General features: G+C 52.6%; 23 protein-coding genes. 13 read left to right on the top strand and 10 right to left on the bottom strand.

Annotated features, from left to right (window positions below):
* Nucleotides 1-203: 203 nt before the first annotated feature.
* The 6 genes from metG (at nt 204) to sanA (ending at nt 7331) form a co-directional block, all read left to right on the top strand.
* Nucleotides 204-2237 (top strand): methionine--tRNA ligase, encoded by a 2034-nt coding sequence (gene metG / locus ACF8OF_RS06530; RefSeq protein WP_392496092.1) that lies wholly within the window; start codon nt 204-206, stop codon nt 2235-2237.
* A 124-nt stretch (nt 2238-2361) separates the two neighbouring features.
* Entirely contained in the window at nt 2362-2814 is a 453-nt protein-coding gene (locus ACF8OF_RS06525) for a CidA/LrgA family protein (protein WP_025153380.1), read from the top strand.
* On the top strand, nt 2808-3503 hold the full coding sequence (locus ACF8OF_RS06520; protein ID WP_025153381.1) for a CidB/LrgB family autolysis modulator: 696 nt from the start codon (nt 2808-2810) through the stop codon (nt 3501-3503). Before ACF8OF_RS06525 ends, ACF8OF_RS06520 begins: the two co-directional genes overlap by 7 nt.
* A gap of 131 nt (nt 3504-3634) precedes the next feature.
* Nucleotides 3635-4519: a cytidine deaminase gene (gene cdd, locus ACF8OF_RS06515; protein WP_262882373.1), complete on the top strand. Its 885-nt coding sequence runs from the start codon at nt 3635-3637 to the stop codon at nt 4517-4519.
* A gap of 196 nt (nt 4520-4715) precedes the next feature.
* On the top strand, nt 4716-6413 hold the full coding sequence (locus ACF8OF_RS06510) for an NAD-dependent malic enzyme (RefSeq protein ID WP_279798241.1): 1698 nt from the start codon (nt 4716-4718) through the stop codon (nt 6411-6413).
* A gap of 150 nt (nt 6414-6563) precedes the next feature.
* A complete protein-coding gene (gene sanA / locus ACF8OF_RS06505; protein WP_392496283.1) occupies nt 6564-7331 on the top strand; it encodes an outer membrane permeability protein SanA in 768 nt (255 codons plus the stop codon).
* A gap of 7 nt (nt 7332-7338) precedes the next feature.
* On the opposite strand, the gene yeiB is transcribed toward sanA, so the two are convergent.
* The 6 genes from yeiB to ACF8OF_RS06475 all read right to left on the bottom strand — a co-directional run bounded on the left by yeiB (nt 7339) and on the right by ACF8OF_RS06475 (nt 11348).
* Nucleotides 7339-8484, bottom strand: coding sequence for a DUF418 domain-containing protein YeiB (gene yeiB, locus ACF8OF_RS06500; protein ID WP_392496090.1), 1146 nt, complete (start codon nt 8482-8484; stop codon nt 7339-7341).
* Between the two features lie 8 nt (nt 8485-8492).
* Nucleotides 8493-9152 (bottom strand): GTP cyclohydrolase I FolE, encoded by a 660-nt coding sequence (gene folE, locus ACF8OF_RS06495; RefSeq protein WP_004235735.1) that lies wholly within the window; start codon nt 9150-9152, stop codon nt 8493-8495.
* A gap of 225 nt (nt 9153-9377) precedes the next feature.
* Nucleotides 9378-9566: a hypothetical protein gene (locus tag ACF8OF_RS06490; protein ID WP_349467890.1), complete on the bottom strand. Its 189-nt coding sequence runs from the start codon at nt 9564-9566 to the stop codon at nt 9378-9380.
* A gap of 14 nt (nt 9567-9580) precedes the next feature.
* Nucleotides 9581-9802: a hypothetical protein gene (locus ACF8OF_RS06485; protein WP_392496088.1), complete on the bottom strand. Its 222-nt coding sequence runs from the start codon at nt 9800-9802 to the stop codon at nt 9581-9583.
* A 172-nt stretch (nt 9803-9974) separates the two neighbouring features.
* On the bottom strand, nt 9975-11144 hold the full coding sequence (locus ACF8OF_RS06480; RefSeq protein ID WP_392496086.1) for a YbfB/YjiJ family MFS transporter: 1170 nt from the start codon (nt 11142-11144) through the stop codon (nt 9975-9977).
* Nucleotides 11145-11222: 78 nt separating this feature from the next.
* A complete protein-coding gene (locus ACF8OF_RS06475) occupies nt 11223-11348 on the bottom strand; it encodes a hypothetical protein (protein WP_262882370.1) in 126 nt (41 codons plus the stop codon).
* On the opposite strand from ACF8OF_RS06475, the gene moeA reads away from it, so the two are divergent.
* On the top strand, nt 11347-12597 hold the full coding sequence (gene moeA / locus ACF8OF_RS06470) for a molybdopterin molybdotransferase MoeA (protein WP_392496085.1): 1251 nt from the start codon (nt 11347-11349) through the stop codon (nt 12595-12597). The two genes, ACF8OF_RS06475 and moeA, sit on opposite strands and share 2 nt — an antisense overlap.
* Nucleotides 12597-13370, top strand: coding sequence for a molybdopterin-synthase adenylyltransferase MoeB (moeB, locus tag ACF8OF_RS06465; RefSeq protein WP_392496084.1), 774 nt, complete (start codon nt 12597-12599; stop codon nt 13368-13370). Before moeA ends, moeB begins: the two co-directional genes overlap by 1 nt.
* Here moeB and ACF8OF_RS06460 read toward each other — a convergent pair.
* Nucleotides 13327-14631: a cytosine deaminase gene (locus tag ACF8OF_RS06460; protein ID WP_392496082.1), complete on the bottom strand. Its 1305-nt coding sequence runs from the start codon at nt 14629-14631 to the stop codon at nt 13327-13329. The two genes, moeB and ACF8OF_RS06460, sit on opposite strands and share 44 nt — an antisense overlap.
* On the bottom strand, nt 14624-15871 hold the full coding sequence (gene codB, locus ACF8OF_RS06455; RefSeq protein WP_004241678.1) for a cytosine permease: 1248 nt from the start codon (nt 15869-15871) through the stop codon (nt 14624-14626). The genes ACF8OF_RS06460 and codB overlap by 8 nt, the downstream gene beginning before the upstream one ends.
* Nucleotides 15872-16562: 691 nt before the next feature.
* Between codB and ACF8OF_RS06450 the strand changes: the two genes are divergently transcribed.
* The 3 genes from ACF8OF_RS06450 (at nt 16563) to ACF8OF_RS06440 (ending at nt 20215) form a co-directional block, all read left to right on the top strand.
* A complete protein-coding gene (locus tag ACF8OF_RS06450) occupies nt 16563-17915 on the top strand; it encodes an APC family permease (RefSeq protein WP_262860836.1) in 1353 nt (450 codons plus the stop codon).
* Nucleotides 17916-17942: 27 nt separating this feature from the next.
* Entirely contained in the window at nt 17943-19664 is a 1722-nt protein-coding gene (locus tag ACF8OF_RS06445) for an amidohydrolase (protein WP_392496081.1), read from the top strand.
* Nucleotides 19665-19732: 68 nt separating this feature from the next.
* Entirely contained in the window at nt 19733-20215 is a 483-nt protein-coding gene (locus ACF8OF_RS06440) for a hypothetical protein (protein WP_354621366.1), read from the top strand.
* 20 nt (nt 20216-20235) lie between these two features.
* Here the strand turns inward: ACF8OF_RS06440 and ACF8OF_RS06435 are convergent, their stop codons facing one another.
* Both ACF8OF_RS06435 and ACF8OF_RS06430 read right to left on the bottom strand, forming a co-directional pair.
* Nucleotides 20236-20697: a GNAT family N-acetyltransferase gene (locus ACF8OF_RS06435; RefSeq protein ID WP_392496079.1), complete on the bottom strand. Its 462-nt coding sequence runs from the start codon at nt 20695-20697 to the stop codon at nt 20236-20238.
* Nucleotides 20698-20709: 12 nt separating this feature from the next.
* Nucleotides 20710-21285, bottom strand: coding sequence for a TIGR00730 family Rossman fold protein (locus tag ACF8OF_RS06430; protein WP_072871103.1), 576 nt, complete (start codon nt 21283-21285; stop codon nt 20710-20712).
* 248 nt (nt 21286-21533) lie between these two features.
* Here ACF8OF_RS06430 and rhtA point away from each other — a divergent pair, with 248 nt between their 5' ends.
* Both rhtA and dps read left to right on the top strand, forming a co-directional pair.
* Nucleotides 21534-22433, top strand: a complete 900-nt coding sequence (gene rhtA, locus ACF8OF_RS06425; protein WP_262862753.1) for a threonine/homoserine exporter RhtA — start codon at nt 21534-21536, stop codon at nt 22431-22433.
* A gap of 157 nt (nt 22434-22590) precedes the next feature.
* Entirely contained in the window at nt 22591-23094 is a 504-nt protein-coding gene (dps, locus tag ACF8OF_RS06420; RefSeq protein ID WP_046024221.1) for a DNA starvation/stationary phase protection protein Dps, read from the top strand.
* The last annotated feature ends 218 nt before the right edge of the window (nt 23095-23312 follow it).

The following is a 23312-nucleotide window of genomic DNA, read 5'->3' as shown; positions in this document are numbered from 1 at the left end:
TAGCAGAACCCAACTGATTAATTTAGTCATTCCGCGCAAACCCGCACAAAACAAATCCCCTGCAATCAGCAGGGTTATCGCCGGATATTCACGGCAGAAAAAAGTCCGGAAAACCACACACAAAGCCGGATTACTGCTGGCAGGGGTGGACGGGATCGGTTAACATCAAAGACCCTTTATTATTTGAGGAAGTGAAATACTCTATGTCTCAGATCGCTAATAAAATTTTGGTAACCTGTGCGTTACCATATGCAAACGGTTCAATCCATCTCGGTCATATGCTGGAACATATCCAGGCTGATATTTGGGTCCGTTTTCAGCGAATGCGCGGCAAAGAGGTTCACTTCATCTGCGCCGACGATGCTCACGGCACTCCGATTATGCTCAAGGCACAGCAGCAGGGGATCTCCCCTGAAGAGATGATCGCCAACATGAGCGTTGAGCATCAGAAAGATTTTGCCGATTTCGCCATCAGCTTTGATAACTACCACTCCACGCACAGCGAGGAGAACCGGGTGTTATCCGAGAACATCTATCTGGCGCTGAAAAAGAACGGCCATATTGAAACCCGGACCATTTCCCAGCTGTACGATCCGGAAAAAGGCATGTTCCTGCCGGACCGCTTTGTGAAAGGCACCTGCCCGAAATGTAAAGCAGAAGACCAGTACGGCGACAACTGCGAAGTATGCAGCGCGACCTACAGCCCGACCGAGCTGATTAACCCGCGCTCCGTGGTCTCCGGTGCCACACCGGTGCTACGCGAAAGTGAACACTATTTCTTTGATCTGCCTGCTTTTGCGGACATGTTACAGGCATGGACCCGCAGCGGTGCGCTCCAGGAGCAGGTTGCCAACAAAATGCAGGAGTGGTTTGATTCCGGCCTGCAGCAGTGGGATATCAGCCGTGATGCGCCGTATTTCGGGTTTGAAATCCCGGGCGCACCGGGTAAATACTTCTATGTCTGGCTGGATGCGCCTATCGGCTACATGGGCTCATTTAAAAACCTGTGTGATAAACGCGGTAATCTCGATTTTAACGAGTTCTGGAAGAAAGATTCTGACGCGGATCTGTACCACTTTATCGGTAAAGATATTGTGTACTTCCACAGCCTGTTCTGGCCTGCCATGCTGGAAGGCAGCGGTTACCGCAAGCCAACCAATCTGTTTGTCCACGGCTATGTGACCGTTAACGGCGCGAAGATGTCCAAATCACGCGGCACCTTTATCCAGGCCCGCACCTATCTGAATCACCTGAATGCGGACAGCCTGCGTTATTACTACGCGGCGAAACTCTCTTCACGTATTGATGATATCGACCTCAACCTGGAAGACTTCGTTCAGCGTGTTAACAGTGACATCGTTAACAAAGTGGTCAACCTGGCCTCCCGTACCGCCGGGTTTATCAAAAAACGCTTTAACGGCCGTCTGAGTGCCACCCTGGCTGAACCTGAGTTATATCAGCAGTTTGTTGATGCTGAAAAGACCATCAGCGAAGAGTATACCGGCCGTGAATTCGGCAAAGCTATCCGCGAAATCATGGCGCTGGCTGATGTGGCCAACCGTTATATTGATGAGAAAGCACCGTGGGTGGTGGCGAAACAGGAAGGTAAAGATGATGAGCTGCACGCCATCTGTACCGTGGGTATCAACCTGTTCCGCGCGCTGATGACCTACCTGAAACCGGTGATGCCGGAACTGGCGGCCCGCAGTGAAGCGTTCCTGAACCAGGAACTGACACTGGACGGTATTGCCAAACCGCTGCTGGATCACCAGATCGCAGATTTCAAAGCGCTGTTCAGCCGTATTGAAATGGCGAAAGTGGAAGAGATGATTGAAGCTTCCAAAGAAGATATCAAAGCCATGTCCGCCAAACCGGTCAGCGGCCCGCTGGCAGATGATCCGATTGCGGACACCATCAGTTTTGATGATTTTGCCAAAGTCGATATGCGTATCGCACAGATTATGTCTGCCGATTTCGTGGACGGCTCTGACAAACTGCTGAAACTGGTACTGGATCTCGGTGGCGAAACCCGCCAGGTCTTCTCCGGCATCCGCCAGGCGTATCCGGATCCGAAAGCGCTGGAAGGCCGCCTGACAGTGATGGTCGCCAACCTCGCGCCACGCAAAATGCGTTTCGGGATCTCTGAAGGTATGGTGATGGCCGCAGGCCCGGGCGGAAAAGAGATTTTCCTCCTCAGCCCGGATTCTGGTGCGCAGCCGGGTCAGCAGGTGAAGTAAGTTCTTCTCTGTACAATAAACTGAAAAAAACCTGCGCTCCGGTGCAGGTTTTTTTATGTGATCTATGGCACAAATAAAAAGTTAATTGTATGATGAATGAGTTCATCCAAGAAGGAACATTATCATGAAACCAAAACAGATAGCGGAAACCGGCTGGCGCTATCTACGGGCATTTCTGATCCTGTATCTGTGCCTGTTTGCCGGCAATATTATCGCGGTGTTACTGCCGTTTTCCGTCCCGGGCAGCATTGTTGGCATGCTGCTGCTTTTTGTTCTGCTCGCACTGCAGATTATTCCGGCGCACTGGGTCCAGCCCGGCTGCACCTTATTAATGAAAAACATGACAATGTTATTTCTGCCGATCGGTATCGGTGTGATGAACTATTACGATACCCTCAGCGCCCAGCTGCTGCCAATCCTGGTCGCCTGTGTCGTCAGTACCTTTATCGCCATGTGTACCGTGGCCCTGAGTTCTGAATTTATTCACCGCCGCCATGTTCCGGTTCCTGAACAACAGGAAGCCGATGCCGTTGCCGCCGCAGAACACACTGAACAACAAGAGAAACGCAAATGTTAACGCATATCTGGTGGTCGCTCCCGCTTACCATCGGCGTCTATTTTCTCGCCAGAGCTATCTATATCAAATTTAAGCTGCCGGTATTAAACCCGCTGCTGATATCCATCGTGATTATCATTCCGTTGCTGGTATTCACCGGAACCTCATACAACCACTATTTTGAGGGCAGCCGCATCCTCAACGATCTGCTGCAACCTGCCGTGGTGGCGCTGGCATTCCCGCTGTATGAACAGCTGCATCAGATCCGCGCACAGTGGAAATCCATTATCACCATCTGCTTTGCCGGGAGTGTGATTGCGATGGTTACCGGCACTGCTGTTGCCTTTATGATGGGCGCAACACCTGAAATCGCGGCCTCTATCCTGCCTAAATCGGTGACCACTCCGATTGCTATCGCGGTGTCCAACTCCATCGGCGGTGTGGCGGCAATCAGCGCTGTGTGTGTGATTTTCGTCGGGATCCTCGGCGCGATTTTCGGTCATACCCTGTTCAGACGCCTGCGGGTCACCACCAAAGCCTCACGCGGCCTGGCAATGGGTACAGCCTCACACGCCCTCGGCACCGCCCGCTGCGCGGAAGAGGATTATGTGGAAGGGGCTTACAGCTCACTGGCATTAATGACCTGCGGGATTATTACGTCTCTGATGGCACCGTTTATCTTCCCGGTGCTGCTGACGCTATTCGGTTGACTTAAAAATTTGAGTCTCGTCTCGCAAATACAACATTTGTTTCATTCGTTTCATAATGAACGTGATAAAAATCACGTTCATTATGTCTGACTACCCGCTAGAATGATCTCATTGATAATGGAGGTCATTTTATGCAAAACCGCTTTCATGCAGCCCTGAACACACTTCCTTCCCCGTTACAGACTCTGCTGACGGACATTGTTTGTGCTGATACATTCCCCGGATACTTATCCGCCAAACAGGTCAGCGTACTCTGCAACGCCGCAGGTACTGATGAGGATGCACTCGCGCTGACCATGCTGCCGCTGGCCGCAGCCTGTGCCGTGACCCCGGTGTCCCGGTTTAATGTCGGCGCGATTGCACACGGACTGAGTGGTAACCTCTATTTCGGCGCCAATATGGAATTCTGCCATGTGCCGTTACAACAAACAGTGCATGCGGAGCAAAGCGCAATTACTCACGCCTGGCTGCGCGGCGAGAACGGTTTACGCAAAGTCACCGTCAATTACACACCGTGCGGCCACTGCCGTCAGTTTATGAATGAACTGAACAGCGGCACAGACCTGCTGATTCAGTTACCGGAACTGGCTGCAATGCCGCTGAAAACGCTGCTGCCGCATGCTTTCGGGCCGGTGGATCTGGGGATTAAAACCCGGTTATTTGACCAGGTGCATCACGGTTATCATTTCCTCGCCACCAATGCGGTGGTCGGAAAAGCACTGGAAGCTGCCAACCGCAGCCATGCGCCGTATTCCCGTTCCCACAGCGGTGTCGCTCTTCAGGACAGCCGCGGACGCATCTACAGCGGTGCTTATATTGAAAATGCCGCCTTTAACCCGGGACTGCCGCCGTTACAGGCCGCACTGATCTTTATGAATATGGCGGGTGGTGACCTGCACGATATCCACCGCGCCGTGCTGGTGGAAGGCAGTAATGCCATGCTGTCACAGTGGGAAAGTACCTCTGCCACACTGAGCGCCCTGGGGTGTCAGGATATCGCGCTGTTCAGCTATTAATTCTGCTTTGCTGAGGCTGATACCCATCGGTTCCGGGTATCAGCCTTTACGTGATTACTCAATATAAATCTATCCCGCCTCTCACTTTCACACATCGGTATCACTAATTTCGTAACAATTACTGTACATATTTTTCAGATAACTTAGGATCGGTGCGTCCTGTCTTAAAATGTCAATTGGCAAAGAGTAGTCATACATGGAACTGGAATACGAAAGCAAACGTGCATTATATATCCCGTATGCGGGCCCTATCCTGTTAGAGTTCCCGCTGCTGAACAAGGGAAGCGCCTTCTCTGAAGAAGAGCGCAGTCATTTCAACCTCCACGGCCTGCTGCCTGAAGCAGTGGAGACTATCGAAGAGCAGACTGAACGCGCCTATCGTCAGTATTCTGATTTTAAAAACGATACGGATAAACATATTTATCTGCGTAACATTCAGGATACGAATGAAACGCTGTTCTACCGCCTGCTCAATGCTCACCTCAAAGAAATGATGCCTATCATTTACACCCCGACTGTCGGGGCGGCCTGTGAGCATTTCTCCGACAGTTACCGCCGCGCACGCGGGCTGTTTATCTCTTACCCGAACCGTGCTTACATTGATGATATGCTGCAGAATGCCACCAAGCAGAATGTAAAAGTCATCGTGGTAACCGATGGTGAACGCATCCTCGGTCTGGGTGACCAGGGGATCGGCGGGATGGGGATCCCGATTGGTAAACTCTCTCTGTATACCGCCTGCGGCGGCATCAGCCCGGCGTATACCCTGCCTATCGTGCTGGATGTCGGCACCAATAACCAGCAGCGTCTGAATGACCCGCTCTATATGGGCTGGCGTCATCCGCGCATTACCGGCGAAGAGTATGATGAATTTGTTGATGAATTTATCAATGCCGTTAAACGCCGCTGGCCGGATGTGCTGTTACAGTTTGAAGATTTCGCTCAGAAAAATGCCATGCCGCTGCTGGAACGCTATCGTGATCAGCTCTGCTGCTTCAATGATGATATCCAGGGTACCGCGTCAGTGACCCTCGGCAGCCTGATTGCCGCCAGCCGCGCTGCAGGCGGACAGCTGAAAGATCAGACTGTTACCTTCCTGGGTGCCGGTTCAGCCGGATGCGGTATCGCCGAACAAATTATCGCGCAGATGAAATCCGAAGGTCTGAGTGAAGAGCAGGCGCGTGCCCGTATCTTTATGGTGGACAGATTCGGTCTGCTGACCGATAAACTGCCGAATCTGCTGAACTTCCAGAGCAAACTGATCACCAAAAGTGACATCATTGCAGACTGGGATGTACAGAATGATGCCATTTCGCTGGAAGATGTGGTCCGCAACGCCAAACCAACCGTACTTATCGGGGTTTCCGGTCAGCCGGGGCTGTTTACGGAAGAGATTATCCGTGAAATGCACAAAAACTGTGCGCGCCCGGTGGTCATGCCGCTGTCCAACCCGACCTCCCGTGTGGAAGCCCGTCCGGAAGATATTATCGCCTGGACAGACGGCCATGCGCTGGTGGCGACCGGCAGTCCGTTCAATCCGGTGATTTATAAGGATAAAACTTATCCGATCTCCCAGTGCAACAACTCCTTTATTTTCCCGGGAATTGGTCTGGGTGTGCTGGCCGCCGGTGCCAGACGTGTGACTGACGGTATGATGATGGCAGCAAGCCGCGCGCTGGCGGAATGTTCACCGATGGTGATCAACGGCGAAGGTTCTCTGCTGCCGGATATCGAGGACATCAAAAAAGTCTCCCGTATCATCGCCAAACAGGTTGCCAAAGAAGCCCAGATCCAGGGAGTCGCTACCGTGACCTCTGACAGCGCACTCGATGAAGCCATCGAACGCAACTTCTGGCATCCGGAATATCGTGTTTACCGCCGGACATCTTTCTGACGAATAACCGTTGTTCTGCCGCTGAAAACCCGCCACCGTGCGGGTTTTATTCTTTTTTTCACCCTTGCCAGCCTTTCCGCGCTCAAGTAATCTTAGCCTTATGGTAATGATATAGTGATAAAGGCCTCAGTAATAATGGGAAAAGCGCGGATATGGAAACGGATCATTCTGTGGATGCTGGCAGGTATTATTCTGGCAGCAGCAGCGGCTATTGCGGCAGATCGCTGGATTAGCTGGAAAACCGCGCCTTATATCTATGAAAATATCAATGACCTGCCACCGAGTGAAGTCGGTATGGTACTCGGTACCGCTAAGTACTATAAAAACGGGACAATTAACCAATATTACCGGTATCGTATTCAGGGTGCCGTGAATGCATATAACAGCGGCAAGGTGAAATACCTGCTGCTGAGCGGCGACAACGCGCAGCACAGCTACAATGAGCCGAGCACGATGCGTAAGGATCTGGTGAATGCCGGGATCCCGGCCAGCAAAATAGTGCTCGATTTCGCCGGGTTCCGCACGCTGGATTCGGTGGTACGGACCCGAAAAGTCTTTGATACCAATGGCTTTACGATTATTACCCAGCGCTTCCATTGTGAACGGGCGCTGTATATCGCAATGGAAAAAGGCATTGAGGCGCGCTGTTACGCGGTTTCCTCCCCGAAGAATATGTTCACTGTCCGGGCCCGGGAAGTGATTGCCCGGCTGGGCGCACTGGCGGATTTATATATTCTCAACCGCGAACCGCGTTTCCTCGGCCCGCAGGAATCTATTCCGGCACCACAGACCTTACCGGAGAATGTGCCGTCATATCCGGCAGTGACACCGGAAGAACTGAATGCGCTTTATCCGGAGCCGCCTGAAACACCGGAAAAACCGACGGACACCGCACAACCGGTACCCGCCGCGCAATAATCCGGCTTCAGCGGGCTGCCAGCTTATTGGCGGCCTGCCGCCATAACCATTCCACCGGCCCCTGAGAAAAATAACGCAGCCACAGGGTTGAGAACAGGATGTTGATCAGCCACATCAGCGGCACAAACGCCAGCAGCGTCAGGCGATCAAATCGGTTAAAATACCCCAGGTACTCAAACAGTATCACCCCGCACACCGATTGCAGCAGATAACTGCTCAGCGCTGTGCGTCCGACCCGCTGTAAACAGGCGGCAACCGGTTTTAACTGTGGTTGCAACCCATAAAACAGCGCGATAAGCCCGGTGGTCTGCACCGGCTGCAAAATATCCGCCAGCGGATAACCGACAGTGCCCATCCAGAAGACACTCCAGCCGTTCAGGTATTCCAACCACATGACAACCGCCTGCAGCAGCAGTGACGGGAGCAGCAGCCACGCCGCCAGCCGCCGGTAATGAGACAGCGGAAATGCCCCTTTCAGCCAGCCGTTTTTCATCAGTGTTGCGCCCAGAAGCATCATTGCCAGTAACTGCCAGCCATACTGAACCACCATCATCATCAGCATACCGCTGATGGTGCTGATTCTGTCCTGCATACCGGCAATACCACCGGTGTTGGCGATCAGCACTTCATAATCCAGCATTTCCTGCGACGGCTGCCAGTACAGCAGTTTCAGCTCACCGTCTTCCGATAACAGGAAAAACAATAAAAACAATCCGGTCAGGATCAGCACCGGTACCAGCTTCAGCCACCAGCGGGAGGAAACATTATGGATAATCCAGCAGGCGGCCACGCCGGTCAGGCTGTACATCAGCAGAATATCCCCGCTCCAGAGCAGAGCGGTATGCAGCAGCCCGATCACTCCAAGCACCAGTAACCGTGCCATATTCCAGGGCTGGCTGTAACGGCTGAGCATCATCAGCGTGGCACCAAACAGCAGTGCAAACATGCCGAGAAATTTCCCCTGAACCAGCACACTCAGTACCGCCCAGGTGGCGATATCTGTCGCGGATGCCGCCGGGGTGTACAGCGGGTTCAGATAGGCCGCAGACGGCAGCGCAAATCCGCCGATGTTCAGGATAAAAATACCGAGGATAGCCAGCCCCCGCACCATATCGAGGACATCAATACGGGCAGAGGCGGATGTGACAGACATATTCATCTTTAAATATGACGGGCCGCGCGCAGGAATTCCTGGCGGGTATTCTGGCTGGATTTAAATAACCCGCCCAGAGAGGTGGTGGTAGTGGTACTGGTCGCATCACGGATACCACGCGCTTTAACACAGTAATGCACCGCATCAATGGATACCGCCACATTGGTGGTGCCGAGCAATGTTTGCAGTGCCAGCAGAATTTGTTGTGTCAGTCGCTCCTGCACTTGCGGGCGCTGAGCAAAGAACTGCACAATCCGGTTAATCTTAGATAACCCGATAACCGTATCTTTCGGGATATAGGCCACGGTGGCTTTACCGTCGATAGTGACAAAGTGGTGTTCACAGGTGCTGGTCAGCGTGATATCACGGACCGTCACCATCTCATCCACTTTCATTTTATTTTCAATCAGGGTGATTTTCGGGAAATTGTGATAATCCAGCCCTGAAAAAATTTCATCCACATACATCTTCGCGATACGTTTCGGGGTATCTGCCAGACTGTCGTCGCTCAGGTCGAGATTGAGCAGCTTCATAATTTCTGTCATATGCGCTTCAATCTGAACCTTACGGGTTTCCGGCGGCAGTGTCTGCTCCCGCAATGGTGTCTCCAGCCCGCGAGCGATGAGCGCGGCGTGGACAAGTTCTGCTTCCCGGCTTAATGATGACATACCTTCTCCGACTATTTTTCAGGTGACTCCCGGTGCTGTGTTGCACCCGGCGGCCGGTCAATACCCGCCGCCCTGCTATTTTAGAGCAATACACCGTTTTGTTAATCCATTTTGTGGTTTTGGTGATGAAAAGTTTGCACCGGAAATCCCTGTTAATAATACGGATATCAGCCGGAACGGAAGCAGGTAAAACATTTACCGGAAAAATGCCGGATAACCGATGTGTTATATAACCTCATAACGGAGACGGGAAATATCCTTATGTTCAGCAAAAACAATTTCTTCGCTGTTCCGGGTGATATTTGACATCATTGCAGCGCTGACATCAAATGCAATACCGGCGAAAATCATTCCTGCAGAGATAAACCCTGCACCTGAAACAGATAATAATTGTTCCTGATTTAATTCTTTCATAAATAACCTCTCAATTATTCAACTATAAAATACAGCATCTTTTTTATCAGAACATAAAATCCCAGATAAATAACAGGGATAAGAAAGACATCGGTCATCACATTATCCGGCCTGACAATGCGCAGTGACGAGTGCGTTACGGCCAGAGATGTCAGTATCATGCTGATATTCATAGACCACAATCGTATATCTTTCAGATCATTGATTGCCTTCTGCATAATATTCTTCTTTCTCATCAGGAATGACCACCGGTTATTTTTTATCATAACGACTTTATGCTCTGAAAATTAAATAAAGCATAAACCGGTTAAGTAATAAAACCGTTTTTTTAGTTATCCGTTTTTTATTTTTAATGAATAATAAAGATAACAGGATTAATAAATAATAATCCTGTTATCACTGAGATAATTATTCTTTTATATCACTGCGATCACGAAAAACCAGCAAACCAGCGATAATCAGTGCCGCACAGGCGACCCACAGTGCCGGTTCCAGCTTACCGGTAAAATACGCGGAGACAGAGGATACCAGCGGGCCGCCAAGCTGCCCGACCGCATACCAGGTGGTCAGCAATCCGGCCATATAACGACCGTGTTCCGGTGCCAGTTCACGCCCGCACTGGAACGCCAGCTGTACCGCAGCCATCAGGCCGCCGCCGACCAGAAAAGCACTGACTGCCAGGCCACTGATCCCGGGCATGACTTCCGCCGCCAGAATACCCGCTGCCTGTGCCCAGAGGGTGATTGCCAGCCGCCGCTGCGGTGTGAAAAAACGCCGCGCGGCAATGGCAGCCACGATACCGGCCACGGCGGCGATCCCGAATACCGGCCAGACAAACTGAGCAAACAGGCTGCCGGGGAAACGTGCCGCCGCCATCTGTGATAAAAACGTGGCAGGCAGAATATAGCCGAATCCGGCCAGTGCATAACTCCACAATAAACGGCGGATTTTCGGGGTCATCCGCGGTTTACTCTGCGGGGAGGAGGCGCTGCTCAGTTCCCCCGGACGCGGCAGATAGCGGCTGACATACAAACTGAATACCAGCGCTGCCGCGCCGTAGATCCACCAGCCCTGTGAGGCGGTCAGTGATAAGCCCTGAATACCGATGGCCGCCAGTCCGCACAGCAAAATCCCGGTGCCGGTGCCGCCGTAAACCGCGACACTCAGTGCCGGACGATTGAGTTTTGCCAGTGCGTCATTGGTCCAGGCAGCCGCTAACACCAGTGTCCAGCCGCTCGCCCAGCCGATAAAAAACCGTGCGATACTGTGCAGTACCGCGCCGGAAATCACCGCTGACAGCAGTGTGATAATCACCGCGCCCCATAACCCGGTCCACAGCCGCAGCTCAATACCGCGTTTTGCCCGCATGGCATCAAAGGACCCGGCAAGATAACCGAGGTAATTCCAGGCAGCCACAATACCGGCAGTTGTCAGGTCGAGCTGGTGCTCGTCAATCATCAGCGGCACCTGCGGGGTAAAAGCAAAGCGCCCTATTCCCATGGCGACCACCAGCGCAAGAAAACCACTGACGGCAATATGAAGCGCCGTTGTCTGACGGGCGGAGTGAGATGTCGTCATATGAAATGCAATATGTTAATAATTTGTAACTTTGTTATACCAAAAGAAGCCTTTAAAATGCAATAATGACTTCCGGAATCAGATCTGTCGCTCACGCTTTTGTGCCACATCATTCAACTTGTTCTGTAAGTCTGCCATAATGCCCTTCTCTTTATTATCCGTTTTATCTGCGCCCAGCAGGCGCCGGGAGTGAAACAGCATCATGGCTAATCCGACAGAAAGTTACACCTCTTCGTTAATCTCTTTACAGGAAGCACTGGATAAGCTGCTCGCGACCCCGGCCGCGATCACCGGTACTGAAACGATCGCGCTGACCGATGCCGCCGGGCGGATCACTGCCTCCCCTGTTATTTCGCCTATCAATGTACCGCCATTTGATAATTCCGCAATGGATGGTTACGGGTTTCGCCTGTCCGATTGGGACGGAAAAACCCCGCTGCCGGTTGCCGGTCGCGCACTGGCGGGTGTGCCGTTTAAAGGTGAATTACCGGCCGGACAATGTGTCCGTATTATGACCGGTGCCCCGGTACCAACGGGTGTGGATACTGTGGTGATGCAGGAAGAAGCGGAAGTATCGGATGCGGGGATCACCTTTACCGCCCGGATTACCGCCGGGCAGAATATCCGCCGTGTTGGTGAAGATATCGCACAACACAGCGAAGTCTTACCGGCAGGCACCAAACTGGCTGCCGCCCAGCTTCCGCTGATCGCCTCACTGGGTCTGGCGGAACTGTCCGTGGTACGTAAACTGAAAGTGGCGGTGTTCTCCACCGGTGATGAATTGCAGGCTGTCGGCCAGCCGCTGGGTGACGGGCAGATTTATGATACCAACCGCTTTGCGGTACGTCTGATGCTGGAAAAGCTCGGCTGTGATGTGATTGATCTCGGCGTGATCCCGGATAATCCGGACATTCTGCGCGCCACCTTTGAGAAAGCCGATTCACAGGCGGATCTGGTGATCAGCAGCGGCGGCGTGTCTGTCGGCGAAGCGGATTACACCAAGCAGATTCTTGATGAGATCGGCAAAATTAATTTCTGGAAACTGGCGATCAAACCGGGCAAGCCGTTTGCTTTCGGTAAGCTGAATAACGCCTGGTTCTGCGGTCTGCCGGGCAACCCGGTCTCCACCACCGTCACCTTTTATGAGCTGGTGCAGCCGCTGATCGCACGCCTGTCCGGTTTCAGTCAGTGGCAGCCGCCGATGCGCTTTAAAGCCGTCGCTACCACGCCGCTGAAAAAATCCGCCGGTCGTCTGGATTTTCAGCGCGGTATTGCCGATGTGAATGAACAGGGTCAGATGGTGGTCAGAACCACCGGCGATCAGGGCTCACATATTTTCAGTTCATTCAGCCTCGCCAACTGCTTTATTGTGCTGGAACGAGAACGCGGTGCAGTCGCCGCCGGTGACACCGTTGAAATCGAATTTTTTAATCATTTACTGAAGAATGACTGATGGCGACTGAACCCGGACATATTGAACTCAGTGATGAAGAAACACTGCGTTATAACCGTCAGATCGTACTGCGCGGCTTTGATTTCGATGGTCAGGAAGCGCTGAAAGCCGGACGTGTGCTGATCACCGGCCTCGGCGGGCTGGGCTGCGCGGCGGCGCAGTATCTGGCAGCGGCGGGTGTCGGGCATCTCACCCTGCTGGATTTTGATACCGTGTCGCTCTCCAACTTGCAGCGTCAGATCCTGCATACCGATGACCGCATCGGGATGGCAAAAACAGAATCCGCTGCCATTGCGCTGAAAGCGGTCAATCCGCATTGCCATACCGAAACCGTCACCAAACAGCTGGATGATGATGAGCTTACTGCGCTGATTCAATCTCACCACGTGGTGCTGGACTGCACCGATAATGTCGCCGTCCGCGAACAGCTGAACCGCGCGTGTCATCAGCTGAAGATCCCGCTGGTGTCCGGTGCCGCTATTCGTATGGAAGGACAGATTTCTGTCTTTACCTGGCAGGAGGGCGACCCCTGTTACCGCTGTCTGAGCCGGTTATTCGGGGAGAACAGTCTGACCTGTGTGGAAGCGGGTGTGATGGCACCGCTGGTCGGCACCATCGGCACCCTGGAGGCGATGGAGTGCATCAAACTGCTCACCGGCTACGGGCAGGTGAGCAGCGGAAAAGTAGTGCTGTTTGATGCCATGCGCATGCAGTTCCGCACCATTAACCTTAAGCCTGATCCTCAGTGCGAGGTGTGCGGCTGTAACGGATAGTCTCCGGTTTATCCAGATGGATCTGTGTGACGGCAGGCTGTGTTTCTGCTATCACACGACCGTCACGGACAGAGTAACGCACCGGCACCTGACGGCGGATAGCATCAAACCCGTTTTCCGCCGGCAGGATCAGCAGACTGGCGCGTTTGCCTTCCGCCACGCCGTAATCCTGTAAGTTCAGGGTACGCGCACTGTATTCCGTGATCAGTTTCAGCCCGTCATTAATCTGACCGTACCCCATCAGCTGACAGACATGCAGCCCCATATGCAGCACCTGGAGCATATTGGCGGTGCCCAGCGGATACCACGGATCAAACACGTCATCGTGACCAAAGCAGACATTAATATCCGCCGCCAGCATCTCTTTGACACGGGTGATCCCGCGACGCTTCGGATACGTATCAAAACGCCCCTGTAAGTGAATGTTCACCAGCGGGTTCGCCACAAAGTTAATACCGGACATTTTCAGCAGACGGAACAGACGGGAGGTATAAGCCCCGTTATACGAGTGCATCGCCGTGGTGTGGCTGGCGGTAACACGTGCCCCCATTCCCTCGCGGTGTGCCAGCGCGGCAACCGTTTCCACGAAACGGGACTGTTCATCATCGATTTCATCACAGTGTACGTCGATCAGGCGGTCATATTTCTGTGCCAGCGCAAAGGTTTTGTGCAGGGATTCCACCCCGTATTCACGGGTAAATTCAAAATGCGGGATAGCCCCCGCCACATCCGCGCCCAGACGCAGCGCCTCTTCCAGCAGAGCCTCACCGTTCGGATAGGACATAATCCCTTCCTGCGGGAACGCAACAATCTGTAAATCCACCCACGGCGCAACTTCCTGCTTCACTTCCAGCATCGCTTTCAGCGCGGTCAGGGTGGCATCGGAGACATCAACGTGGGTGCGGACATGCTGGATGCCATTGGCAATCTGCCATTTCAGGGTCTGCCAGGCACGGGTTTTCACATCGTCGTGCGTCAGCATCGCTTTGCGTTCTGCCCAGCGTTCAATGCCTTCAAATAAGGTACCGGACTGGTTCCACGCCGGTTCCCCGGCGGTCTGGGTGGTATCGAGGTGAATATGCGGCTCGACAAACGGCGCGGTGACCAGGCCGCCTTCGGCGTTCAGGCTCTCCGGCAGTGCTTCACCCTCCGGCTGCGGCACAATCGCAGTAATGCGCTGATTATCGATATCGATACGCCACAGGCCAGCACGATCCGGCAGACGGGCATTAAAAATATGTTTTACGGTTTGATTAAGCACGGGTCATCTCCGGGTTGGTTGTACGACGACGGTTAAGTAACGGATTGAGGACAGCATAGCTTAATGCCCCGCCGAGAACTGCGTTCACCGGCACAATCCCCGGCAGCCAGTGCCCGGCAATCACACCTGCCGCCACCGCCAGCAGTGCGCTGACATTCACATCACGCATTTTGCTGCGGTCAAAGGTTTCATAACGGTGACGGTACATCAGGTAATCGGCAATAATAATGCCCCCGATTGGCGGGATAGCAGCGGATAAGAAGGTCAGCCAGCCGACAAAATTATTGTAGAGCCACAGGGCGCACAGTGTGCCGATAAGCCCGTTGACGATAGATAAGGTTTTGCTGGAAAGCCCGGTAATATTGGCAAACCCCAGGCCGGAGGCATAAAGCGCGTTATCATTGGTGGTCCAGATATTCAGACCGAGAACGATAATTGCCGGTAATAACAGCCCCTGAGCAATCATCACATCAGAGATATCCGCCATACCAAGAGATGCCGCCCCGGCGGCACCGAAGATAAACATCAGTGAGTTACCGAGGAAGAACGCGATAATCGCCACCAGCACCGCAATTTTCGGTTTGCGACCGAAGCGGACAAAATCCGCTGTCAGCGTACCGGCACTGACAAACGAACCGACCACCATGGCAAGCGCCAGATTAAAATCAATCGGCTGTGCCGGGATCACATCACGCAGTGCGCTCATGCCGCCCATCCCGGTTACCGCGAGGTAAACCGAGTAACTGCCGAGAATGGCAATCGCCGGCACTGCAATCACCGACAGTACGGTCAGCGCAGAGATGCCGAAGAAAACGGTAATAGTCATCAGCACCCCGGAGATGCCGATCAGCCAGTTGATATCCCAGCCCGTTGCTTTGCCGACCGGAATGGCAAACATGGCCACGCCGACACCGAACCAGCCGACCTGTGTGCCGCCGAGTAAGAATGAAGGGAGCCAGGAGCCTTTAATACCGAAGGAGTAACGCGCGAGAAGATGGGTTGTTAAGCCGGTTTTGGAACCAATGAAACCAAGAAAAGCGGTGTAGACACCAAGAAGAAGATTACCGATAAGAACTGCGAGGAAGAAATCATTAAAACTGAGACCGGTACCGAGAGCACCTCCGGTCCACATACTGGCGGAAAAGAAGGTCAAACCCAGCATTACAAAGGTTAATGCCAGCCCGCCTTTCCGCGCGGATATGGGCACAGGCCCATGACTGTAATTTTTATCCCCGGACACAATTGCCTCCTGTTGCTTTTCTCAGGCCAAAAAAATCTGACGAATTCTATAGCCGCCAAAAACAAAAGCAAACGATTTCGTTCACACTTTAAGAGAATTAACGCATCGTTAATATCCCGGTAAAAACGCATTTTGACCAAACGAACAGGACAAACATGCAGAGAAATCGTTCCTGATTGCTGTACCCGTTATTGTCAGACAGAGAGGCCACACCCGTTATCATGACAGGAACACGACGTGTGATTACTTTATCTTTATTTATCGGTTATCCGCCGTTTATTACGTTATGTCACGTAATGTATTGCCAATAACATTAATTTATTAAATGAAACAGGTATTGCATTGAATTTATTGAAAAATATACCCGATACCAATGTTTTCGGTATCGCTGATAACAGGCCGGAAAAGCACGACCGGTAAGGAGGGTTTATCCTTGTCATTATCCTGTTCAACTTTTATTGCCAAATACAGATAACTCATATATTGTACGCCGCCTGCATTTACCCCAGCGTGTGGTGATGGCCCGTTTATCACTGACGTTTCAGTAAAGTGCGCACGATGCAGACGCAAGGTGCGAGGTTTATTGAAAATAAATGCAGACTGACCGTCATCCGCTGACGGCCGGAGATATGTATTGTGCCCGGATGCGATATCCGCGGCATGTTTCAGGCTATTGGGAAGGGCTGTAAAAATGCAACAGAATACTGTGCAGATGAAACGCGTCTTAAATACCCCCGCGTTGGTTTTCTTCGGGCTCGCCTATATGGTGCCCCTTGGTATCTTCACAACTTACGGACAGGTTACCGTCCTCAGTGAAGGTCATTTACCGGTTGCTTATATTATTACGTTGACAGCCGTCCTGTTTACCGCACTCAGCTATTGTAAAATGACCAGCACACTGCCGCTGGCCGGCTCTGCGTATTCCTATGTCCAGAAAGTCTTCGGCGGGAATACCGGGTTTCTGGTCGGCTGGGCGCAATTGCTGGATTATCTGTTTCTGCCGATTATCAACTATATCGCCATCGGTATTTTTGTGCATGAAGCCCTGCCGTCGGTGCCGATGGAGCTGATTATCGTCTCCACCATTGTGATTGTCTCTGTGCTGAATATTCTCGGGATCAAACTGGTCACGTCGATGAATATGCTGATCATTGTGATGCAGCTGATATTTATCGCGCTGTTCCTGTATCTCAGCTTCAGTTCCGCATTCACCCCGGATAAAGAGGCGCTGCTCGCCCCGCTGACGGTGATGTCCGATCAGGTGTCCGGGCTGTTTGCCGGGGCGGCCGTTCTGTGTCTCGCATTCCTCGGGTTTGATGCCATCTCCACCATGGCGGAAGAGACCAAAGACGCCAAACGGGCGCTGCCGAAAGCGATCCTCTATACCGTGTTTATCGCCGGTACGTTGTTTATCGTTATCTCTTACGCCGCACATCTGAGCTATCCGGCGTGGCGTGATTTCCTGCCGAACACCGACATCGCCAGTATTCAGGTGATGGAAAAAGTCGGCGGCGCACTGATGGCATCCTCCTTTATTACTGCCTATGTGATCGGCGTGTTTGCCTCCGCAATGACATCCCAGGCCAGTATTGTGCGGATTTTCTATGCCATGGGCCGTGAAGGAGTGCTGCCGCGCTCTGTGTTTGCCCGTCTGCATGCCCGGTTCAACACGCCGGTACTGTCGATCCTGTTTGTCGCCCTCGCCTCTCTGATGGCGCTGGTGCTCTCCCTGAGCCTGGTGGCGTCCATGATAAGCTTCGGCGCACTGATTGCGTTTACCTTTGTAAATCTGTGTGTTATCAAACACTTTATTATTGACCGGAAAGAACCGCTGACGGCTGCCGTGATCCTGCGCTGTCTGGTGGTGCCGGCGATCGGGGTGCTGCTGACCCTGTGGCTGTGGACCAGCCTGGATGCTCAGGCACTGACTGTCGGCCTGATCTGGCTGGGGATCGGTGTGGTATACCTCGGTGTGATCACCCGCTTCTTTACCCGCCGTCCGCCGTCAATCACGGAAGAAGAAACTCACTTAATTATCAATTAACTCTGTTGATGAGGATTGGAGAGCATAATGAAAATGACTGCCGCTGATATTATTTATCACAACGGTTATATCTATACTGCGGATGCGGAAAACCGCGTCGCCGGGGCCATCGCCATTGCTGATGGTCGTATTCTTGCCTGTGGTGATAATGATGACATGGCAGCATTCCGTGGTGAGCATACGCAGTTTATCGATCTCGATGGCAAAATGATGATGCCGGGGATTATTGATGGTCATATGCACCCGTTCTGGGGCGGTATTCAGCTGTTCGGCTGCCATCTGAATTATGAATCCCTGACCATTGATGAGATCCTCGCCCGTGTGCAGGCGCATCTGGATAATGATCCGCGCATCGGCGAAAACGACTGGCTGAAAGTGACCGCCTGGCTGCGTCAGGGCATGTTACCGGCCGGTATTGATATGTACCGTGAAGATATGGACAAACTCAATACCCGCCGCCCTGTCGTGCTGTTCTCCAATGACTGCCACACACTGCTTGCCAACAGCCGTGCCCTGGAACTGTTCGGGATCACCAAAGAGACCCCGGCACCGAGTGACGGTAAAATCGGCAAACACGCCAATGGTGAACTGAACGGTATCCTTGAGGATGCCCCGGCCATGCGTGCGGCGGACAGTATTCCGTCCATTCAGGCCGACCGCGCGGTAGATGTTGCCCGTCTGGTACAGAAAGTCCTCAATGAACAGGGCGTCACCATGGTCATGGATGCCCGTGTGGCGGAATTACAGCTGGATGCGTTCCGTGCATTACAGGAACAGGGTGAACTGACACTGCGTGTGCAGGCTGCCCGTGAAATCACGCCGGATGATGCGCCGGATGTGGCATCCGTGCCGCAGGCCGTAAAAAACGCGGTTGCCTTTGCAGAGCGTTATCATCAGCCGGACTGGGGCCCGGAGCCGGGCATTGCGGTAAAAAACATCAAAATGTTTGTCGATGGTGTGCTTCAGTTCCCGACCATGACCGCCTCCCTGCTGAAACCGTACCGCATCAATCACGGCACTCCGGCACAGCCGGACTGGCGTGAGACAGAAAATTACGGTGATCTCTATTTCACCTCAGAGGTGATCGATGCCCTGCTCGAACGCATTGCCGCAGCCGGGTACGATCCGCATCTGCACACTGTTGGTGAAGGTGCGGTTGATATGGTACTCAACGGCATCGAAAAAATGCGGGCTGCGCATCCGGGCAAAGATATCCGTCCGGGACTGGCTCACAATGAGCTGGTGGATGCCAAAGATTACGCGCGTTTCGCCAGACTCGGCACCATTGCCTGTCTCTCTTTCCAGTGGGCGGCACCGACTGCGGAACTGGCAGAATTCACCCGCAATATGATCGGTGAAACCCGTTTTCAGCAACTGGAGCCTATCGGTAAATTTATTGATGCCGGTGCGGTCGTTGCGTTCGGCAGTGACTGGCCGATTGATGATTTTGATGAATGGTATGATCTGAAAGTGGCCGCCACCCGCCGTGGTCATCCGGTTAACGGTCAGCCTGCACCGCGTCTGGACACTGACCGTGACCTGACTGTCACGGAAGTGCTGCGTGCCGCCACGATTGATTCGGCGTATGCCCAGCACCGGGAAGATATTCTCGGCTCCCTGGAACCGGGCAAACTGGCGGACATGATTGTGCTGGATCGCAATGTGTTTCAGATACCTGCGGATGATATCGCCAATGTGAAAGTACTGCGCACCATTGTCGGCGGTAAAACCGTTCATCTGACCAACTGACAAAAACGTCCTTTCGGTATACAGTTAAAGAGCCTCTGTCAGAGGCTCTTTTTATAAGGATATTCACCATGAAACGGATTATCAGAAAAAACCCGTTCAGTTTTTCCGGTATGTTACTCGGCCTGCTCGCCATAGCCGCCTTCTTTTTTGCGCAATATCAGACCGATAAATATATTGAAAGCCGTCCGCCTGCCGAACAGGTGGTTTATAACAAAATCAGTGCAATGAAACAGGCTGCCAAAGCGGCTCTCCGCGGAGATGAATTTCACGCAAAAACCACCCCGGAAGATGAAAAACGGCGTGCGTTATCGGCTTCAGCCCGCAATGCGGGTTATACCGGAACCGCACTGGCACTGCTGGCGCTGTTTTTTGCCGGTGCCGGTTTTATCCGCAAAGAGAATAAAATCACCGCCCGTATTGCCCTGCTGTGCGGCGGTGGCGTGATTGCGGCAGAACTGTTTCTGTTTGCCCTGTCCGGCATAGCGCTTATTGCAGTAATCGTGATTCTGGCAGCGGTAATACTTTCCGCTGATTTTTTCTCACTATGCTGACGCTGCACCAGTCCTGATTATCAGTGCTTAATCGCCAGGGTGTGGATCACCGGCTGATAACCTTCGCGTTCATATAAACGCATGGCACCGGTATTTTCCGGCAGTACGGATAACTCCAGATGCGTATGGCCCTGTGCCTTTGACCAATCTTTAACGGCATCCAGTAATTTTTTCCCCGTGCCCTGCCCGCGTATCGCCGGATCAACCACAATATCAAAGATATAACCGAAACGGCGCGGCACTACACAGGTATAAGGTGAGGTATCCTGCGTCTGCGCAAAGGCGAACCCGGCGATATGCCCTTCCGTTTCCGCCACCCGCAGACAGAATTTTTCATCTGTCATGGCGTTTTCGATAAATCCGCGATCCTGCTCTGCCGGACGCCAGCGATCCGGCTGATATTCCGCCATCAGCAAAAATAGCTGCTGATAAAGTTCAGCAATACGGTCAGTGTCATTCAGTGTTGCAGGACGGATTATCATACTGTTCTCCGGTTAATCGTAAGTTTTGACCGCCGGTGCCTCATAGTCGCGGAAGCGGCGGATAAGTGCGTTACCGTCGGTTTCGACGATGGCCATATGGCGGTATTTTTCCTGCATAAACTGTTCATCGGTCATTTTGCTGATCAGCGACAGCAGCGGGTCATAATAATTATTGATATTCATCAGCCCGACCGGCTTCTGATGCAGCCCGATCTGGCTCCAGGTAAAGACCTCGGCAAACTCTTCCAGGGTGCCGAAGCCGCCCGGCAGTGCGACAAAGCCGTCTGCCAGTTCAATCATTTTGCTTTTGCGTTCGTGCATGGTGCTGACGCGGTGAAGCTCCGTCAGGTTTTTATGGGCAATCTCCCGCCCTTCCAGCAATGCCGGGATCACCCCGATGGCCTTCCCGCCTTCGCGGAGTACGGTATCCGCCACCGTCCCCATGATCCCCACACTGGCACCGCCGTAAACCAAGGTAATTCCCTGCTCAACCAGAATCCGGGCAAATTTCACGGCCTCAAGGCGGTAAATCTCTGATGCACCCGCTGCTGATCCGCAATAGACCGCAATTCGTTTAATATCCCGCATATCTGCCCTGTCCTTATCGTGATGAAATGAAAAACCGGCAGTCAGTATACGCAAGCGGTCTGAAGATAGCACTCGTCAGATTTTGTTATGTTACCCGGCAATCGCTGTCCGCGGATTAATATCCTCTTAAATCAGTAATTGCTATCCGTCAGCCGCCCCGCTAAGATTGCATGACGAGTGCTGCCTTTTGCATGCAATTCAATATAACTAATTGTTTCACCGCATTTTTATTGCTCCCGAGGTTTTTCATGTCTGCGTCTCCCCGCCAGCAAAATGGTTCTCCGTGGTTACCGATCGGCTTATTGCTGCTGTCGATGATCTCTATTCAGAGCGGCGCCTCACTGGCGAAAACCCTGTTTCCGGTTATCGGCGCCCCGGGGGTGACCGCCCTGCGTTTACTGCTGGGGACGGCGATTCTGCTGGTGATTTTTAAACCCTGGCGGCTGCGTTTTACCCGGGAATCACTGCTGCCGATGCTGGGGTACGGCCTCTCGCTCGGGGTAATGAACTATCTGTTCTATCTGGCGCTGTCCACCATTCCGCTCGGGATTGCGGTCGCTCTGGAATTTACCGGGCCGCTGGCGGTCGCCATGTTCGGGGCACGTAAAATAACGGATTATCTCTGGATTATTCTGGTGATTGCCGGTCTGGCCTTTTTGCTGCCGCTCGGTGAGCAGATCGGGGATCTTGAGCAACTGGATCCGATCGGGATGCTGTATGCCCTGGGTGCCGGGGCGGGCTGGGCACTCTATATTATCTTCGGCCAGCGGGCCGGGCGGTTTTACGGCGCAGCCACCGTTTCGGTCGGTTCGCTTATCGCCGCGCTGATTTTTTTCCCGATAGGGGCCTATCACAGTGATCTGAGTGTGATGTTCAGCTGGGCGGTACTGCCGGTCGGGGTGGCGGTGGCCATCTTATCGACGGCCTTTCCGTATTCACTGGAAATGGTGGCACTGACCCGTCTGCCGACACGGACATTCGGCATCCTGATGAGCCTTGAGCCGGTGATTGGGGCAATGGTCGGGATTATTTTCCTGCATGAGCATCTGTCATTCGCACAATGGCTGGCGCTGAGCTGCATTGTCATCGCCTCCATGGGCGCGGCACTGACTATCAAACCAAAGTCAAAAATCAAAGCTGTTGAGTAATCACCCGCCATACTGAAACCGGCCTTGTGCCGGTTTGCCTATCGATTCTATAGTTTTAATCGAATTTAACTATTATCTGTGCTGCCCTATAGTAACCCCATCGAAACAGAAATGTTTAACTGAATAATGTTTAACGGAATAAATAAGGGGAACAATAATGAGCACCGCAAAATTAGTGAAAACCACCGCTTCTCACTTAGTGTACACCCGTAACGATGTCACTGATGATATTAAGCAGGAAACCATTGATGAACTGAATCATCAGGTTCTGCAGTTTATCGACCTGTCGCTGATGACCAAACAGGCACACTGGAATTTGCGCGGACGCAATTTCATTGCTGTACATGAAATGCTGGACGGCTTCCGCGACAGCCTTAACAGCCACCTGGATACTTTTGCCGAACGCGCTGTTCAGCTCGGCGGTGTGGCACTCGGTACCTCGCAGGCGATCAGTAAAGCCTCTGCTTTACCGGCTTATCCGACTGATATCCACACTGTGCAGGATCACCTGAAAGCACTGGCCGACCGTTATGCTATCGTCGCCAACGATATCCGCCGTGCCGTCAGCCGCGTTGAGGATGAAAATACCGCAGATATGTTTACTGCCGCCTCCCGCGACCTCGACCAGTACCTGTGGTTTATTGAAGCCAATATCGAATAAATATCAGAAATACAGCACCGTAACCGGCAGGTTGCGGTCTGAAATTAACATCTCGTGTGTGAGTATGTGTCGCAGACAATAAAAACAGTAAGACTTAGTGAGTCAATCCTACCCTTTATACCGCCTCCGGGCGGTTTTTTTTTGTGTGCTGATTTCGTTCAAAACGAAGAACTGCCTCTGTCATACAAAAAAGGTCCCGTTGGTTTTCCTGATAACGA

This window comes from Morganella sp. TYF_1 (genome assembly GCF_043105645.1).
Taxonomy (GTDB): domain Bacteria; phylum Pseudomonadota; class Gammaproteobacteria; order Enterobacterales; family Enterobacteriaceae; genus Morganella; species Morganella morganii_B.
The sequence above is the reverse complement of the archived record's forward strand: the minus strand, read 5'-3'. Positions and strand labels throughout refer to the sequence as shown.